This is a genomic window from Methylomagnum ishizawai, assembly GCF_019670005.1.
Lineage (GTDB): Bacteria > Pseudomonadota > Gammaproteobacteria > Methylococcales > Methylococcaceae > Methylomagnum > Methylomagnum ishizawai.
The window spans coordinates 3,073,151-3,088,279 of record NZ_AP019783.1; the positions used below are offsets into that span (position 1 = coordinate 3,073,151).

At 65.4% G+C, this 15,129-nt stretch carries 16 protein-coding genes; 12 read left to right on the forward strand and 4 right to left on the reverse strand.

Annotated features, from left to right (window positions below; genetic code table 11):
- The first annotated feature begins 158 nt into the window (after positions 1–158).
- Positions 159–914, forward strand: a complete 756-nt coding sequence (locus K5658_RS13995; RefSeq protein ID WP_221063738.1) for a proteasome-type protease — start codon at positions 159–161, stop codon at positions 912–914.
- A 129-nt stretch (positions 915–1,043) separates the two neighbouring features.
- Positions 1,044–1,592 (forward strand): hemerythrin domain-containing protein, encoded by a 549-nt coding sequence (locus K5658_RS14000; protein WP_221063739.1) that lies wholly within the window; start codon positions 1,044–1,046, stop codon positions 1,590–1,592.
- A 46-nt stretch (positions 1,593–1,638) separates the two neighbouring features.
- Here the strand turns inward: K5658_RS14000 and K5658_RS14005 are convergent, their stop codons facing one another.
- Positions 1,639–3,105, reverse strand: a complete 1,467-nt coding sequence (locus tag K5658_RS14005) for a PAS domain S-box protein (protein ID WP_221063740.1) — start codon at positions 3,103–3,105, stop codon at positions 1,639–1,641.
- Positions 3,106–3,570: 465 nt separating this feature from the next.
- Complete coding sequence (locus tag K5658_RS14010) at positions 3,571–4,944, reverse strand: ammonium transporter (protein ID WP_221063741.1); 1,374 nt, start codon at positions 4,942–4,944, stop codon at positions 3,571–3,573.
- 601 nt (positions 4,945–5,545) lie between these two features.
- Here K5658_RS14010 and K5658_RS14015 point away from each other — a divergent pair.
- The 3 genes from K5658_RS14015 (at position 5,546) to K5658_RS14025 (ending at position 9,431) form a co-directional block, all read left to right on the forward strand.
- Positions 5,546–6,826, forward strand: coding sequence for a hypothetical protein (locus K5658_RS14015; protein ID WP_221063742.1), 1,281 nt, complete (start codon positions 5,546–5,548; stop codon positions 6,824–6,826).
- Entirely contained in the window at positions 6,810–7,358 is a 549-nt protein-coding gene (locus tag K5658_RS14020; RefSeq protein WP_221063743.1) for a GTP-binding protein, read from the forward strand. The genes K5658_RS14015 and K5658_RS14020 overlap by 17 nt, the downstream gene beginning before the upstream one ends.
- Before the next feature lie 402 nt (positions 7,359–7,760).
- Positions 7,761–9,431: an SWIM zinc finger family protein gene (locus K5658_RS14025; RefSeq protein ID WP_221063744.1), complete on the forward strand. Its 1,671-nt coding sequence runs from the start codon at positions 7,761–7,763 to the stop codon at positions 9,429–9,431.
- Between the two features lie 10 nt (positions 9,432–9,441).
- Here K5658_RS14025 and K5658_RS14030 read toward each other — a convergent pair whose 3' ends face one another.
- Positions 9,442–10,248 carry an ATP-grasp domain-containing protein gene (locus K5658_RS14030; RefSeq protein WP_221063745.1) on the reverse strand — a complete coding sequence of 269 codons (807 nt, stop codon included), beginning with the start codon at positions 10,246–10,248 and terminating at the stop codon, positions 9,442–9,444.
- Between the two features lie 73 nt (positions 10,249–10,321).
- Here K5658_RS14030 and K5658_RS14035 point away from each other — a divergent pair, with 73 nt between their 5' ends.
- Positions 10,322–10,690 (forward strand): VOC family protein, encoded by a 369-nt coding sequence (locus K5658_RS14035; RefSeq protein WP_221063746.1) that lies wholly within the window; start codon positions 10,322–10,324, stop codon positions 10,688–10,690.
- Between the two features lie 10 nt (positions 10,691–10,700).
- On the opposite strand, the gene K5658_RS14040 is transcribed toward K5658_RS14035, so the two are convergent.
- Complete coding sequence (locus K5658_RS14040; RefSeq protein WP_221063747.1) at positions 10,701–11,099, reverse strand: exosortase system-associated protein, TIGR04073 family; 399 nt, start codon at positions 11,097–11,099, stop codon at positions 10,701–10,703.
- A 154-nt stretch (positions 11,100–11,253) separates the two neighbouring features.
- Between K5658_RS14040 and K5658_RS14045 the strand changes: the two genes are divergently transcribed.
- The 6 genes from K5658_RS14045 to K5658_RS14070 are packed head-to-tail and all read left to right on the forward strand — an operon-like array spanning position 11,254 to position 15,124.
- Positions 11,254–11,568 carry a PilZ domain-containing protein gene (locus K5658_RS14045; protein ID WP_221063748.1) on the forward strand — a complete coding sequence of 105 codons (315 nt, stop codon included), beginning with the start codon at positions 11,254–11,256 and terminating at the stop codon, positions 11,566–11,568.
- A gap of 14 nt (positions 11,569–11,582) precedes the next feature.
- The gene (locus K5658_RS14050) at positions 11,583–12,488 is read left to right on the forward strand and encodes a hypothetical protein (protein ID WP_221063749.1); all 906 of its coding nucleotides are present in this window, start codon (positions 11,583–11,585) and stop codon (positions 12,486–12,488) included.
- Positions 12,485–13,465 carry a vWA domain-containing protein gene (locus K5658_RS14055; RefSeq protein ID WP_221063750.1) on the forward strand — a complete coding sequence of 327 codons (981 nt, stop codon included), beginning with the start codon at positions 12,485–12,487 and terminating at the stop codon, positions 13,463–13,465. Before K5658_RS14050 ends, K5658_RS14055 begins: the two co-directional genes overlap by 4 nt.
- The gene (locus K5658_RS14060; RefSeq protein WP_221063751.1) at positions 13,453–13,995 is read left to right on the forward strand and encodes an MxaK protein; all 543 of its coding nucleotides are present in this window, start codon (positions 13,453–13,455) and stop codon (positions 13,993–13,995) included. Before K5658_RS14055 ends, K5658_RS14060 begins: the two co-directional genes overlap by 13 nt.
- A complete protein-coding gene (locus K5658_RS14065; RefSeq protein ID WP_221063752.1) occupies positions 13,992–14,930 on the forward strand; it encodes a VWA domain-containing protein in 939 nt (312 codons plus the stop codon). The genes K5658_RS14060 and K5658_RS14065 overlap by 4 nt, the downstream gene beginning before the upstream one ends.
- Positions 14,909–15,124, forward strand: a complete 216-nt coding sequence (locus K5658_RS14070; protein ID WP_221063753.1) for a DUF2905 domain-containing protein — start codon at positions 14,909–14,911, stop codon at positions 15,122–15,124. Before K5658_RS14065 ends, K5658_RS14070 begins: the two co-directional genes overlap by 22 nt.
- The last annotated feature ends 5 nt before the right edge of the window (positions 15,125–15,129 follow it).

Genomic DNA, 15,129 nt, shown 5'->3' on the forward strand with positions numbered 1-15,129 from the left:
AATGCCGGACTTGCGTAAATGGCTTAATTTCTGCCTAATGTGGCCATCCGTGCCGCGCCCCCGGCCGATTCCCCGGACCGCACGGCGGCCCAGGACCATCCCTGAGGCCCAAGACCTAGCATTCAAGAATTAAAAAGACCTTCAGGACCCGGATAGCCATGACTTACTGCCTTTCCATCAACGTAGACCGCGGCTTGATTTTCTGCTCCGACTCCCGCACCAACGCCGGGATGGACAACATCGGCAGCTATTCGAAAATGCATCCCTTCATCTGGCCGGGCGACCGGGTATTCGTCCTGTTGTCGGCGGGCAACCTGGCGACCACCCAGGCCGTGGTGAAAAAACTCAACCGCGATATCGACCAGGCGCTGGTCCCCAACCTGCTCTCGGTGGGCAGCATCAGCGAGGCCGCCGACTACGTGGGCATGATCAGCACCCAAATCCAGCGCCAGCAGGCCACCCGCGACACGGCCAACACCAATTTCGAGGCCACCTTCATCTTCGGGGGACAGTTGGGGACGGCGACCCCGGAAACCTTCATGGTCTATCCGCAGGGCAATTACATCCACGAGTCCAGCGAACACCCGTTCCTGCAAATCGGCGAGACCAAATACGGCAAACCCATCCTGGACCGTACCATCAAGCGCGAAATCGACCTGGAACGGGCGGCGCGGGTAGCCCTGGTGTCGATGAATTCCACCATCCGCAGCAACGTGACCGTCGGCCCGCCGGTGGAACTCCTGATCTACGAACGCGACAGCCTCAGCGGGGGCCGCAGGCTGTTCCTCACCGACGACGACCCCTTCGCCCACGAGTTGTCCGAGCGCTGGAACAAGGGGCTGATCCTGGCCCTGGAAAGCCTCCCGGTATTTTCCTGGGAAGACAAGCGCGACAAGAAAGCCTCCCCGCCCTAAGGCCGGCGGACCCCCGGGAGGGACTCGCCATCCACCGCGAATCGGAGCAGGATATACAAGCCCACGCCGCCACCGGCGTGGACGGTCCCGCCTTCCGTCCCCACCCGGCTCCCCCGCAGGAGGTCCGCCATGCATCGCCTACTCAATGAACTGCACCAAGACCATGTCAACCTCGGCAGGGTCTTGCGTATCCTGGAGAACCAGCTCGGCCTGCTCCGCGCCGGCGCGGACGCGGACATCCACGTCCTGGGCGAAATCATCGACTATGTGCAGAGCTATCCCGACCTCGTCCACCATCCCCGCGAGGACGTGATCTTCGCGGCCTACCGGGCGCGGGCGCTGCCGGGGATCGACGTGATCGAGCGCCTGATGGCGGAGCATCGAACCCTGCTGGACAGCACCGCCCAGCTCAAGGTCTCGCTGGAACAATGGCATTGCGATTCGCCGATACCGCGGGAACAGGTCGCCGGGCAGATCGACGACTACCTGCGCCTGCAATGGGAACACCTGAACCTGGAGGAAGGCTCGATCTACGGGATGCTGGCCGAAGGGCTGGGGGACGAGGATTGGGCGGGGATCGAAGCGGGCCTGCCGCGGGGGTCCGATCCCTTGTTCACGGACCAGATGCGGCGGCGCTACCAGAACATCTACGAACGGGTGGTGGAATCGGCCTATTGAGCCGGTCCCGGCGGGCGGGGGCCGGGGACCGGCCCCCGCCGCGCCCTCAACCGGTGGCGACCTGCCGCAGCGGCTCGGCCCTGGGGGCGTGGTGGGCGGAGGACGGGGCCTCGACGGGCCATTCCGCATCCAGACGGCCCGGCAGATGGCCGCCGAACCCCGCGCCCTGGGCCAAACGCGCGATGAAGGCGCGGGCCTCGCCGATATCCCGCAACACCACCACCGCCCCCGCCGCCTCCGCCCCGATCCGCAAGGGATAGGCGGCGAATTCGGCGACGAAATGGGTACCGTCGGAACGCAGCAAGGTTTCGTCGAAACGGGCCGGCACCCCGTCCCGCAGGGTGCGCCGCAAGGGGCAGGGTTCGGCCACCTCCCCCTGGCAATGGCAGAGGAAACCCAGCAAATCCTGCCCCACCGGCTCCCAACCGTCCTCGCAGCCCAGCAAATCCCGCGCCGCCCGGTTGATGAAGGTGCAGCGCCCCTGCCGGTCCATGCCCAGGATGCCCTCCCCCACCGATTCCAACAACAGCCGGAACCGCGCCTCGCTGGCCCGGAGCTTGGCCTCGGCCTGCTTGCGGTGGCATAGCTCCAGGTCCATCCGCTGGTTGGCGGCCAGGAGCAAGCCGCTCTGCCGCTCCAGCTGCTCGGTGCGCTGGGCCACCAAATCCTCCAGCCGGTGGCGGTAATACTCCAGGTCGCGCTCGTTCTCCTTGTCCTCGGTGATATCGACCAACAGCCCTTGCACGAACAAAGGACGGCCCAGTTCGTCCCGCACCACCCGCGCCTCGTCCAGCATCCAGCGGACGCGGCCATCGCGCTTGAGCATCCGGTATTCGGCCCGCAGGGGCGCATGGTCCTCCCAGGTCCGCGCCCACAGCCCGGCCAACCGGGGCCGGTCCTCGGGATGCACCGCGCCGAGCAGCCCGTCCCGCGCCTCCCGCCAACGCTCGGCGGGATAGCCCAGGCAATCGGCGATGCGGGGGCTGAGGTACAGGAGCCGCCCCGGCGGTTCCAAGGCGGCGAGGTAGACGATGGCCGGCATCTGCTCCACCAAGCCCCGGTACTGCGCCCGCACGGCCCCGAGCTCGGCCAAGGCCGCACGGCCCACGCGACGGGCCGCGCTTTCCCGCAAGGCCTTGAAAATCGCGGCGGGCAGCCATTCCAGGCCGGCGGCGGTCGCGACCACATAATCGGCGGCGCCCGATTCCAGCGCCCGCAGCCCGACCCCGGCGTCCTCGGCTCCGGCCAGCACCACCACGGGCACGCCGGCCCTTTCGCAGGTCCCGGCCAATTCCGCGAGCAATTCCCAATCGGGCCACCGCTGCTCCAAAAGCACACAATCGCAGCCACCGTCCTGCACCAAAACGATGCCTTGCGCGACGGTCCCGGCCTCGTGGAGGGCGAACGCGCCGCCGGATCGCGCCAGGACCCGCCGACAAGCCGCACTATCGACGGGATCGCTGGCGACGAGCAACAGGCGGACCGGGGGGGTGTGGTGGGGCTGCGGGTTCATGCTGGGACTCCTTGGACTGGCCGGGACAATGGACGACACAGGGCATAAAGACACCACGGCGGGGGATCGCGGTCGGACAGGGGAAAACCGGGGTGGTGGACGCTGTCGAACGGGGAGCGCGGGTATTATGGCGATACCGGGGTGTCCGGTTTTGTGAAAACGATCCGCGCAAACCGCTATGAGGGAGAGATTCTCGGGGACCGCACCCGCATGGGATGGGCCACCATCCGTCCGCCGATGGAATCGTGGACCAATATACAGAAACCTGCCAGCGGGGGAATAAGTATTAATGCTTAGGAAAATCCGGGCGCGCTGCCGGTGTGTCCGGGGATAATCCGCTGATAGCGCTATGGTCGCGCCACAAGGATGTGGCGGATCGGACCTGTGTCACAGGTCCGCCGCCCGGTCGAACCCCATAGGGAGGAAAGCCGAAGCGGGGGCCGCCATGGCGGCAGCCCCCGGATTTTAATCGTGATAGGCCATTTCGCCATGTTCGGACAAATCCAGTCCTTCGCGCTCCGCATCGGGGGCGACACGCAGGCCCAGGGTCATGTCCACCAACTTGAAGGCCAGGAAGGCCACCACGCCGGACCAGACCAAGGCCACCCCGGTCCCCCAAATCTGGCTGAGCAGTTGCGATCCCAGGCTGTACTCGCCGATCCCATTGGCGACGTAATCATAGACCCCGGTACCGCCCAGGACCGGGGCGGCCACGAAGGCCGTCCCCAGGGAGCCGATGATGCCGCCGACACCATGCACGCCGAACACATCCAGCGAATCGTCGTAGCCGAAATGGCCCTTCAAGCCGGTCACGGCCCAGAAGCAACCCGCCCCCGCCACCAACCCCAACAGGATCGCCCCCATGGGACCGGCCCAGCCACAGGCCGGGGTCACCGCCACCAAACCCGCCACCGCCCCGGAAGCCGCGCCCAACACGGAGGGCATCCCCCGCGCCAGCCATTCGGCGGACATCCAGGCCAGGGTCGCCGCCGCCGTGGCCAGCAAGGTGTTGGCGAACACCAGCCCCGCCGCGCCGTTGGCCTCCAGGTTGGAACCCACGTTGAAACCGAACCAGCCCACCCACAACAGGCAGGCACCGGTCATGGTCATCGGCATATTGTGCGGGGCCATGGGTTCGCGCCCGAAACCGAGGCGCTGCCCGACCAGCAGGCTACCCACCAGGCCGGCCACCCCGGCGTTGACATGCACCACCGTCCCGCCCGCGAAATCCAGCGCCCCCTTCTGGAAGATGAACCCGGCGGTGGCGGCCGCGGCCTCGGCGGCCTGGGCGTCGGTATAGGCGTCGGGACCGGCCCAGTACCACACCATATGGGCGATGGGCAGGTAGGAGAAGGTGAACCACAAAACGATGAACAGCAGCACCGCCGAAAATTTCATGCGCTCGGCGAAGGCGCCCACGATCAAGGCCGGCGTGATGGCGGCGAAGGTGAGCTGGAACATCGCGTACACGTATTCCGGCACATAGACCCCCTTGCTGAAGGTGGCCGCGACCGAATCCACCGTGATGCCCCTCAGGAAGCTCTTGCCCAGGCCGCCGAGGACGGCGTTGCCCTCGGTGAAGGCGAGGCTATAGCCATAGACGGCCCACAGCAGCGCGACCAGGCAGAAGACCACGAACACCTGCATCAGGACCGACAGCACGTTCTTGGCGCGGACCATGCCGCCATAGAACAAGGCCAGCCCCGGCACGGTCATCAGGATCACCAGCACGGTGGCGACCAACAGCCAAGCGGTGTCGGGCTTGCTGGCCACGGGTTCGGCGGCCATCGCGCCGCCGGACAGGAGCAATAAAGCGAGCGAGGTCGATGGTTTAATCATGGACTCCCCTAAACGGTTGTTTCTGAAAGGTTGTTCTCATCAAAAATCACCCCATCCAGCCAAATCGCGATCCGTCCCTCCCCGAATGGGCGGATCGGGCCTTGGCCGTTGTTCGGCGTCCGCGGGCGGCGGCGCAGGGCGATGGGTCGCTGTATCCGGTCCCGGCCGACGGGATGCGTGGTCCCCGCGCCCCCCAGGCCGGTGCGCGATGAGCGGAATGCGTCCTAGCATTAAAGATGCCAAACATACAGGGCAGCCCCGCGCGGGACCGGCGGCGGCGGAACGAAACCCGCCCCAGACCCCCGGCCCCACCGTGCCACGCCTGCACCGACACCGGCCTTGCTTAGACGACACCCACACGCACCACGAACAAACCAAGTTCACGGCCAAGCTCAATAATGGTGCATATCCATACGCCCCATAGGGCCATAGCCCAAACGGACCCAGGCCATGACGGCGTCACAAGCCCCGGTTAATTCCGGCTACACCCGACACAGCGAACCCGTGGGACGCTTGGCACATAACCTGCTGCCTACCCGGCATATGCGGGACGCCCCCGCGACCACCCCGCTCCGCTGCCCCACTTCCCCGGTGAACGATCATGCCACTAGCGACAGAAGGCCAATTCAACCCCTCGTTCCACTTCCTTGGACTGATCCAGAAAGCCCTCTCGGACGGCATTCCCCGGCGTTGTTCGATGCCGGCCTGTCCCGAGGTCTATATCGTACCCGCCGACAAGCGCTACTACACGACGGCCCCCAATGTCCAGGCGCTACGCGGACTCTGCCTGGCCGCGCCCTTCGACCTGACGGTGGAACCGGTGCCGGACTGGCGGCCCGACGGCGGCAAGGAAGCGGTGCAGGCGGGCCGGCTCTGGATGCGTAAACCCAAAGCCGAAACCGCCGCCCCCAGCCTGCCCGCCCGCCCCCTGCAAGAACTCCTGTGGTACGCCAGCCTCAGCGCCTCGCAAGGGCAATTGCTGCACGGCTGCCGGGCAGACGATCTGGTGCGGCTCAAGCGCTGCCCGGATTTCTCGATCCTGCCCCATTCCGAACACGACATGACCCTGGCGGTGTTCATGATGGAGGAGAGCGGCGACCTCCTGACCGTGGCCGAGGCCACCGGCATCCCGCTCGCCAAGGTGTTCGACTTCCACAACGCCTGCGCCGCCCTGGGTTTGATCGAACGCGGCAACGCCTTCGACCCTGGGGAATACCTGGCCGGGACGATCCAGCGGGCGCTGGTCGACCGGCAGATGCGGCGCTGCGAACTGCCGGGCCGCGCCCCTTTGTTCCTGGCCCCCGCCGAAGGCAAGTACTACACCCAGGGCGACGCCGCCACGGTCGCGGCCTATGCCACGGCCTCGCTGGCGGAAATGGACATCGGCATCGCCGACGGCCTCGGCACCCAGACCGGGGAAGAGGAAGAATTGGTGCAGATCGGGCGGATGTGGGTACGCCGCAAGAAAGAAGTGCAAGTGGCCGCGCCACCGTCCTATCCGCTGACGCAACTGCTATTCCGGGCCACGCTGGACACCTCGCGCGGACGGTTGGTGGCGGGCAGCGCCCTGGGCGACACCGTGCGCCTGACCCGCTGGCCGGAAGCCCACTGCCTGGAACTGGACCGGCGGTTTTTCGCGCTGGCGGCGTTCATGTCGGCCAATACCGCCTCGGTGGCGAAGATTTCCGAATACACCGGCATCTCGCTGGGGCGGGTGGCGGAATTCCACAACGCCTGCGCGGCGCTGGGCCTGATCGAGGCCGGCGGGACCGAGAGCATCAAGGCCAAACCGGTGGCGGAAGGCCAGCGCGAAATCTACCGGAAGATATCCAAGGCCCTGGAGACCATGAAGGCGGGCGCGCAGCATGAGCCAACCTCCTAAGGGCAATCCGCAGATCAAGCTGGTTTTCACCGGCAGCGTGGGGGCGGGCAAGACCACGGCGATTTCGGTCATCAGCGAGGTGCCGCCGATCATGACCGAGGCCCGCCCCAGCGACGACGTGGCGTTCCGCAAGAACAGCACCACGGTGGCGATGGACTACGGCGAGCTGACCCTGGAAGGCGGGATCAAGCTGAACCTGTACGGGACGCCGGGCCAGCGCCGTTTCGATTTCATGTGCCATATCCTGACCAAGGGCGCGCTGGGGCTGATCGTACTCATCAACAACGCCCATCCCACGCCCTTGGACGAGTTGGACTACTACCTCAACCTCAACGCCGATTTCCTGAAGGACCGGCCCGCCGTGATCGGCGTGACCCACCTCGACGAGGCCGCCACGCCCGGCATCGAGGAGTATTACCAATGCCTGGCCGAGCGCGGGGAATATTGGCCCGTGCTGAAGGCCGACGCCCGCAGCCGGGACGATGTGACGATCCTGGTGAACGCGCTGCTGTCGGTGTTGGAGTTCGGCTGAGGTTCCCCTTCCGCCTGGGTGGAGTTGGGTGGAATCCGTGACGACCCGGTTTCTTGGGGGTCACGGATTCCACTGGGTTCCGGTCGGGCGAATTTCCCGCTGTTTTTCTTCCCCTTTTCCTGGCCCGGCGGGTTGTATTGGGCGGTTCAGCGCCGTTCTCGCCTGTGCCGTGCCGGGATATGCGCCAGAAATCCAGAAATTTGGATGCGTCCTATCGCCCGGAAGTCCGCGCGAAGCGGATTTCCAACCCCAGGGCTTTCAACCGATTCCCCCCACCGCCGACAGGGCATCGACGCCGAATTTTGAAATTCCCCCCGGATTCCGCCGCCCGCCCCCCACGGCTTAGCACGGAACGGCACATCCATTACACTACCCCTCCTCCCACCACCACCGAGCGCTCCCATGCCCGACCTCGACGAATGGATCACCCGGAAATCCCTGGCCGAATACGCCGGTCCCAAGGTTTTCCAACGCGGGCTCGATTATTTCCAAGCCAACACCGTCACCCGGCTGCGCGACATCGGCCACCGGGTCAGCGCCCGGGTTTCGGGCTCAGAGGACTACGAGGTCGAGTTGTGGACCGACGGCGAGGAATTCGAATACGCCTGCACCTGCCCCCACGCCGCCGAGGGCAATTTCTGCAAGCACTGCGTCGCGGCCGGGCTGGCCTTCCTGGACGGGCGGCGCGGTATGGAACATCTGGCCCCGGAAAACACTCCGCAAGGCGTTTGGGTGCGTTTACAGGAATACCTCCCGCTCCAACCTGTGGAAACCCTGGTGGACTGGCTGCTCGAAGCCGCCGGACGCGACGAAACCACCTACCGGACCTTGCGGCTGGCCATGGAAAAGGTCGGCGGCTCGCTACACCAGATCAAAGCCCTGCGCCGGGAAGTCGACCAAATCGCCCGTTATTGCAACCCGGACGACTGGGATTCCCTGCTCGACAGCCTCGAAGAACTGTTGGACACCGAACCCGCCGCCGTGGTCGAGGTGGCCGAATACGCCGTCGAGCGGGTGGAGGCGGCCATTCCCGAACTCGAATACGACGAGGGCGAGGCCATCGATATCCTGGACCGGTTGGGCGAACTCCACCGCCAAGCCTGCTTGTCGGCCCGGCCCGACCCGGTGGCCCTGGCGGAACGGCTGTTCCGCTACGACACGACCGGCGAAGGCGATGCCTTCCACAACAGCCTGCCCGACTACCGGGAAGCGCTGGGCGAAGCCGGGACGCGGCGCTACCGGGAACTCGCCGAAGCCGCTTGGCGCGAAAACCCTGGCGGCAACTATCGGATCAGCTCGATCATGGAAAACCTGGCGCGGGAATCCGGCAATATCGAAGCCCTGGTCGCCGTCAAGGCCCACGACCTGTCGTCCGCCCATCGCTTCCTGGACATCGCCGAAATCTACCAGGAGGCCCGGCAACCGGACCAAGCCTTGAAGTGGGCCGAACTCGGCCTGGAAGCCTTTCCCGAACGCCCGGACTCCCGGCTGCGGGATTTCCTGGCGGAGTTGTATCTGGAACTCGGGCGGAACGACGAGGCGCTGGCTCTGGCCTGGGCGCAATTCGCCGAAGACCCAAGCCTCCGCACCTATCAAAAGCTGCGCGGCCTGGCGGAACGCTTGGGCAAGTGGCCCGAACAGCGGGAACGGGCCTTGGCCGAAGTGGAACGCGCGGCCCAACATCCCAAGCGCTGGGCCACCCAGAACCAAACCCCGGATACGTCGTTGCGGGTGGAAATCGCCCTGTGGGAGGAAGACCCGGAGGCGGGTTGGGAAGCGGCGCAGCGGGGCTATTGCCAACCGGGACTCAAGACGCGGCTGGCCGAAAAACTCGAAGAACCGCGCCCGGCGGAAGCCCTGGCGCTCTATCTGCCGATGATCCCGGCGCAGGTCGCCCTGGGCAAGAACGAAGCCTACCAGCGGGCGGTGGAGTTGATCGGGATCGTCGGGGAATTGCTACAGCGCCTGGACCGGGAGGATGAATTCCAGGGGCTGCTGGCCGGGTGGCGGGCGGCGTTCAAGGCCAAGCGCAACTTCATGAAGCTGCTGGATGAAATGGGCTGGGATTTGTAGGCGCGCGGAATCAACCCGCCCCATAAACCGCCAGGGCATAGGCCGCCAAAGCCTCCTCTATGAAACCCGTCAGGCTGCCCCCATAGCGTGGATTGATCTCGAAGAGATAAAGACGGTCGTCCACGACCTTATAATCGAAGCAACAAATCCCTTGATAATCCATCGCCCCTAAGATTTTCTCGAATATCCCTTGGTATTTTCCATGGTCGATCCGCCGCGCCTTGACCGGGGTTTTGTCGATGCCCTTGACATAGACATCGGTATCGAATTCGAATTCGACGGTCTTGAAAAAGACGATCTTCCTATCCTTCATGATGATATGGGTCGCATATTCGCGTCCGCCCGCGATGTATGCCTGCTTGAAATATTTTCCAGACTTGAGTTTATCGGCATTCCCCGGCTCGTCTTCCGGGCCGAGGACGATGCTTGCGCCAATCCCCCATTCCCCGATTTTCGGCTTCAGTATGTAAGGTGGCGGCAATTGCTGATCGATTTTGGGGGCCGCGTCGCCAAGACCCAAATCTTGCAAGAAAGCGTAAAGTTCCGTTTTGTCATTGCAAAGCCCCATGCAATATTCCGAAGGACCCAAGCCGGCCAACGGTTTGTGCGCAACCGCCACCTCGTTGAGAAATCTCTGGTCGCTTAAATTCAGCGGGATAATGAGGTCGAAAGCGCCCAGATCGACGGCGCGGAAATCCCCGAAGGCTATGTTGTACCCGGATAGCCTATTTTGCAGCGCGGTTTTCCAACCCTTTTTATCTGAAAACAAAATAGAAAATCCCGGGTCCTTCAAGTTGACCGGGGAGAAATTCCGCATAACCATAAGCCTGCCGCGCCACCCAGCCTTTGCGATCGTCCGGCCCCCGAACCACCCGACACAGGAGCTTCCCATGCGAATCACCGCCTTCCACCACGCCTCCATCATGGTCAGCGATATGGCCCTGGCCCGTCCCTTCTACGAGGGCATCCTGGGGCTGGTCCCCAACCCCAAGCGCCCCAACTTCGATTTCGACGGCGCGTGGTACGACATCGGCGAGCAGCAAATCCACCTGCTCGCCCTGCCCAGCCCCGAATTCGGCCTTCCCAAGCCCGAACACGGCGGGCGCGACCGCCATACCGCCCTGCGGGTGGCCGACCTCGACGCCCTCAAGGCCGACCTGGAACAAGCGGGCATCCCCTACACCCTCAGCCGCTCGGGCCGTCCCGCCCTGTTCTGCCGCGACCCCGACGGCAACGCCTTCGAGTTGATCGGCCAGTGACGGCCCATGGCTAGCGGGTGTTGTACAACTCCCAGCTATTGCTATACGCGGTTTCCGTGCCGAAATCGCGCCATACCACGTCGGGCGTAACCATGGGCTTGGTCGGGATCATGAAGGTGAACATATCCGCCATCCCCAGGAACATCCTGCCGAAGGTGTTGGCCATGCCCTTGAACAGCCCCAGGGTCAGGCCCGACAACACGCCGTCCTGCATCGAGGACACATACATGGTCTTGGGGATTTCCACCCAGCCCAAGCCCATATTGGTCACGCCGGTCCCGAATTTCTCGGCGATGGTGCCGGTATAGCCCCGATAGACCGGGGCCGGTTCGCGTTGCGCGTGGCAGGGCGGGACGCTGGCCAGGCCGACGCAAACCAGCGCGACGGCCATATAGTTGATTTTCTTCATAAAACTCCACTTCGTCGCGGATAGGGGGATCGATGCCGGGTCGGGCACGTCCCGCTGGAAAAACGTCGGCCCCGTTCACCCCCCACCCCCTGGAACGTTAAACTGTGCCGCGGTTTCCCCCGGCCACAACCCACCCAGATTCCAAGGACACGACATGAGCGAACAAAGGCACTTCTACCGGAAAAAACTGACATCGACCGGATACCTGATTCTACCATCCGGCGAAGAGCGGAAATTCTCCCTGCTGGACTTGTCCCTGCGGGGACTGCAAGCCGAGTTCGATACAAACCCCGGCCTGCAACCCGAACAAATCCTCAGGATCAACCTGCCGGACCAAAGCGTCGAAGGCTTGGTCACGGTGGTGCGCGTCACCCCGCAACCGGAAGGCACCTGCCATATCGGCTTCCAGATCAACCGCATGGACGGGGTGGGCGACAACACCTACCGCTTCCGGGACGACGACGAATAACAGCGGCCGCGCCCATGATGGCCCCCCGCTCCCGCACCCTCGCGGCGTGGCTCCCGCTCCTGCTCTGCGCCGGCCCCGTCCTGGCCGACCCCGCCACGCCGCGCCTCGAAATCCAGCCCCCCCGCGATTTCGGCTACGCCATGGGCGATATCCTCGAACAAAGCTTCACGGTCGCGCTCCCGCGAGGCTATACGCTCGAAACCGGATACCTGCCCCAAACCGGGGCGCTGGACGAATACCTCGAAATCCAAGGCAGCGAATGGCGCATGGAACAGCAGGAAGAGGGGCCGGTGTACGAGGTGCGTATCGCCTACCAAGTCTTCAAAGGGGTGCGCGCCACCGAAACCGCGACGGTGCCCGCCCTGCCCTTGCGCTTCCAGGGACCCAGCCCGCTGGCGGCCCAACTGCCCGAATGGCGCTTCACCGTCGCGCCGCTGATCCCACCCGACCTCGCCGACGAACAAGTCGCGATCCGCGGACCGCTGCCGCCGATGGAGACACCCACCCGGCCCCATACCTCGCGCCTCGTGGGCTATCTGGGCCTCGCCTCGGCCCTGCTCGGCCTTATCGCTTGGCAACGGCATGGTTCCGAACCCCGCCCGTTCGCCCGCGCCCACCGCGAATTGCGGCGGCAACTCCGGCGTGGCGCCACGGCGGCAACCTACCGCGCCGCGGTCCAACGCCTACACCAAGCCTTGAACGAAACCGCCGGCCATAGCCTGTTCGCGGAGCAACTCGGCGGCTTTTGCGCGGAACGCCCCGCCTTCGCGGAATTGCGGGAAGAATTGGCCGGATTCTTCGGACTGTCGCGGCGCGTGTTCTTCGCCGCGCCCGATGCGCCCCTCCCGCCCGACTATCCCGCCGCCCGGCTGGAAGAACTCTGCCGCCGCTGCGCCCAGGCCGAACGGAGGCGGGCTTGAACCTGGACCTAGCCGAACCCTGGGTCTTGCTGCTGGGACTCGGTGCCATCCTGCCCTGGCTGGCGCGCCCCCCGGCCCTGCCCTATTCCGCCTTGGCCCTGGTGCCGGACGATCCCTTATCCACCGGGCTGGACCGGTTGCTCAAATTCGCGGGTTCGGCGGCGGCGCTGTGTCTGGCCCTGGCCCTGGCCGGTCCTTATCTACGCGAGCAATGGGTGGAAAAAACCGGCACCGGTGCCCATATCGTGCTGTTGCTCGACCGCAGCAGCAGCATGAACGAGAACTTCACCGGCAAATACCTGGGGGCCAAGACCGGCGAATCCAAAAGCGCCGTGGCCCGCCAACTCCTGGGCGAGTTCGTGGCCCGGCGCGAGCATGATTTGTTCGCCATGGTGGATTTCGCGGCGGCCCCGGTCTACGTGCTGCCGCTGACCGAGGACCGGGCGGCGGTCGAAGCCGCCATCGCGGCGGCGGGCGGGCGCGGCCATGGCGTCACCCACATCGCGCCGGGGCTGGCGATGGCCCTGGATTTCTTCGCAGGACGCCCCCCGACCGGCTCGCGCATCGTGCTGCTGGTTTCCGACGGCGCGGCCCGCATCGACGAGGAAACCCGCGACCGCCTGCGCCAAAGCTTCCAGGACACCCAGACCGGCCTGTATTGGATCTACCTGCGCAATCCCAACAGCGGGCGGCTGGCCGACAAACCCGCCAATCCCAACGAAAGCACCACCCCGGAATATTTCCTGGACCAATATTTCCAAAGCCTGGGGATTCCCTACCGGGCTTTCGAGGCCGACAACCCGGCGGCGATGCGGGCCGCCATCGCCGAGGTGGAGCGCTTGGAAAACCTGCCCCTGCGCTACCGCGAAAAACTGCCGCGGCAGGATTTATCCGGTTGGTGCTATGGCGCGGCCCTGCCCTGGCTGCTCCTGCTCATCGCCGCCAAAACCCTGGAGATCGAAACATGGCACGCCTGAACCTCGCGCTCCGGGCGGCGCTGGCCTTGGCGCTGGCGGGGGCCGCCCACGAAGGCTGGCACCTGTGGCGGGCAAACCGCGATAACGCGCTGATCGCCGCGCCCGGACGCATCCAGGTCGATCCCGCCACACCGCCGGCCCTGGTCTTCGCCAAGGCCTACGATCTCGCCCGCCACGGCGATACCCAGGAAGCCACCCGGCTCTATGGCGCGCTGACCCAAACCGGCGACGCGGAATTGCGGACGCGGGCATATTACAACCTGGGGACGCTCTACCTGGGCGACGCGGCCCGGCTCTGGAACGCCCGCGGCGTGTTGGAATATGTGCGGGTGAATACCCTGGTGTCCGCCGCCAAGGAAAACCTCAGGGCGGCCCTGCGGCTCTCCCCTGGGCACTGGGACGCCCGCTACAACCTGGAATACGCCTACCGCATCACCCCGCCGCCCAAGGAAAAACCCAAATCGGACTTCAAAGCCTCCAAGGGCAGCGTCTACGCCACCATGCCCAGCCTGCCGGGCGGTGCGCCATGAGGCGCTTCCGGGCCGATGGCCGCAAGTCCGCCCTGTGGTTGGCGGCGGGCTTGCTGGCCTGGGCCTTGTTCCAGCCGCGGCTCGCCCTGCCCAGGCCGGTCTACCGCTATTGGTTCGTGCTGGACATCACCCAGAGCATGAACACCCGCGATTACCACGCCGAGGGGCTGCCCCCGGAACGGCTGGCATACGCCAAGGCCGCCCTCCGCCGGGCGCTGGCCGAACTGCCTTGCGGTTCGGAGGCGGGGCTGGGCCTCTTCACCACCCAGAATGTGCAGTTCCTGTTCGAGCCTTTGGAGGTGTGCGGGCATTTCCCGGTGATCGACGACGCGCTGGCCCATATCGATTGGCGCATGGCCTGGTCGGCCAACACCTTCGTCGAGCAAGGGCTGTACGCGGCGCTGCGCGAGATCGGCAAGCGCGATCCGTCGATCCGGTTGGCCTTCTTCACCGACGGCCAGGAAACCCCGCCACCCAGCGTCCGCGCCTTGTTCCAGGGCCAGCCCGGCGCGGTGCGCGGCGTGATCGTCGGCACCGGCGGCACCCTGCCCACCGTGGTGCCGCGCTACGACCGCGACAACCATTTCATCGGCTATTGGGAAAACACCGATATCGAAACCCCGCCGGTCCTGACCGCGGCCTATGAAAACGCCCAGGAAAAACCCCCCGCCCTGCCCAAGGAAGGGCATTTCCTGTCCTGGCTGGACGAGGCCCACCTACGGGAATTGGCCGCCATCACCGGGCTGCGCTACCATCGCCTGGAAGACCCGGCGGACCTGGGCCGCTTGCTGCGGGAACCGGAATTCGCCGTCCGCCGCACGGTCGATACCGATCTGCGGCCCGTCCTGGGACTCGCGGCCTGGGCCTTGTTATTGGCGGCGCACTGGCCGGCGGCCCGGCGGAGGGGCAAAGGATGGATTGGGGAAAAGGCTTGATCGGGCTGGGCCTGGTCCTGGTGTTGGCCGGGTTGGCGCTGTCCTATGCGCCGGGCTTGCTGGGTTGGTTCGGGAAGCTGCCGGGCGATATCCATATCCAGGACGGCAAGCGCGTCCTCTTCGTCCCCATCACCAGCATGATCGTGGTCAGCGCGGTGCTGACGCTGCTCGCCAACCTGTGGTTCCGGCGCTGAACCCG

Bases quoted from the DNA above. Each gene is read 5' to 3' on its own strand.
- K5658_RS13995 (WP_221063738.1), top strand. From the start codon at position 159: ATGACTTACTGCCTTTCCATCAACGTAGACCGCGGCTTGATTTTCTGC.
- K5658_RS14000 (WP_221063739.1), top strand. From the start codon at position 1,044: ATGCATCGCCTACTCAATGAACTGCACCAAGACCATGTCAACCTCGGC.
- K5658_RS14005 (WP_221063740.1), bottom strand. From the start codon at position 3,105: ATGAACCCGCAGCCCCACCACACCCCCCCGGTCCGCCTGTTGCTCGTC.
- K5658_RS14010 (WP_221063741.1), bottom strand. From the start codon at position 4,944: ATGATTAAACCATCGACCTCGCTCGCTTTATTGCTCCTGTCCGGCGGC.
- K5658_RS14015 (WP_221063742.1), top strand. From the start codon at position 5,546: ATGCCACTAGCGACAGAAGGCCAATTCAACCCCTCGTTCCACTTCCTT.
- K5658_RS14020 (WP_221063743.1), top strand. From the start codon at position 6,810: ATGAGCCAACCTCCTAAGGGCAATCCGCAGATCAAGCTGGTTTTCACC.
- K5658_RS14025 (WP_221063744.1), top strand. From the start codon at position 7,761: ATGCCCGACCTCGACGAATGGATCACCCGGAAATCCCTGGCCGAATAC.
- K5658_RS14030 (WP_221063745.1), bottom strand. From the start codon at position 10,248: ATGCGGAATTTCTCCCCGGTCAACTTGAAGGACCCGGGATTTTCTATT.
- K5658_RS14035 (WP_221063746.1), top strand. From the start codon at position 10,322: ATGCGAATCACCGCCTTCCACCACGCCTCCATCATGGTCAGCGATATG.
- K5658_RS14040 (WP_221063747.1), bottom strand. From the start codon at position 11,099: ATGAAGAAAATCAACTATATGGCCGTCGCGCTGGTTTGCGTCGGCCTG.
- K5658_RS14045 (WP_221063748.1), top strand. From the start codon at position 11,254: ATGAGCGAACAAAGGCACTTCTACCGGAAAAAACTGACATCGACCGGA.
- K5658_RS14050 (WP_221063749.1), top strand. From the start codon at position 11,583: ATGATGGCCCCCCGCTCCCGCACCCTCGCGGCGTGGCTCCCGCTCCTG.
- K5658_RS14060 (WP_221063751.1), top strand. From the start codon at position 13,453: ATGGCACGCCTGAACCTCGCGCTCCGGGCGGCGCTGGCCTTGGCGCTG.
- K5658_RS14065 (WP_221063752.1), top strand. From the start codon at position 13,992: ATGAGGCGCTTCCGGGCCGATGGCCGCAAGTCCGCCCTGTGGTTGGCG.
- K5658_RS14070 (WP_221063753.1), top strand. From the start codon at position 14,909: ATGGATTGGGGAAAAGGCTTGATCGGGCTGGGCCTGGTCCTGGTGTTG.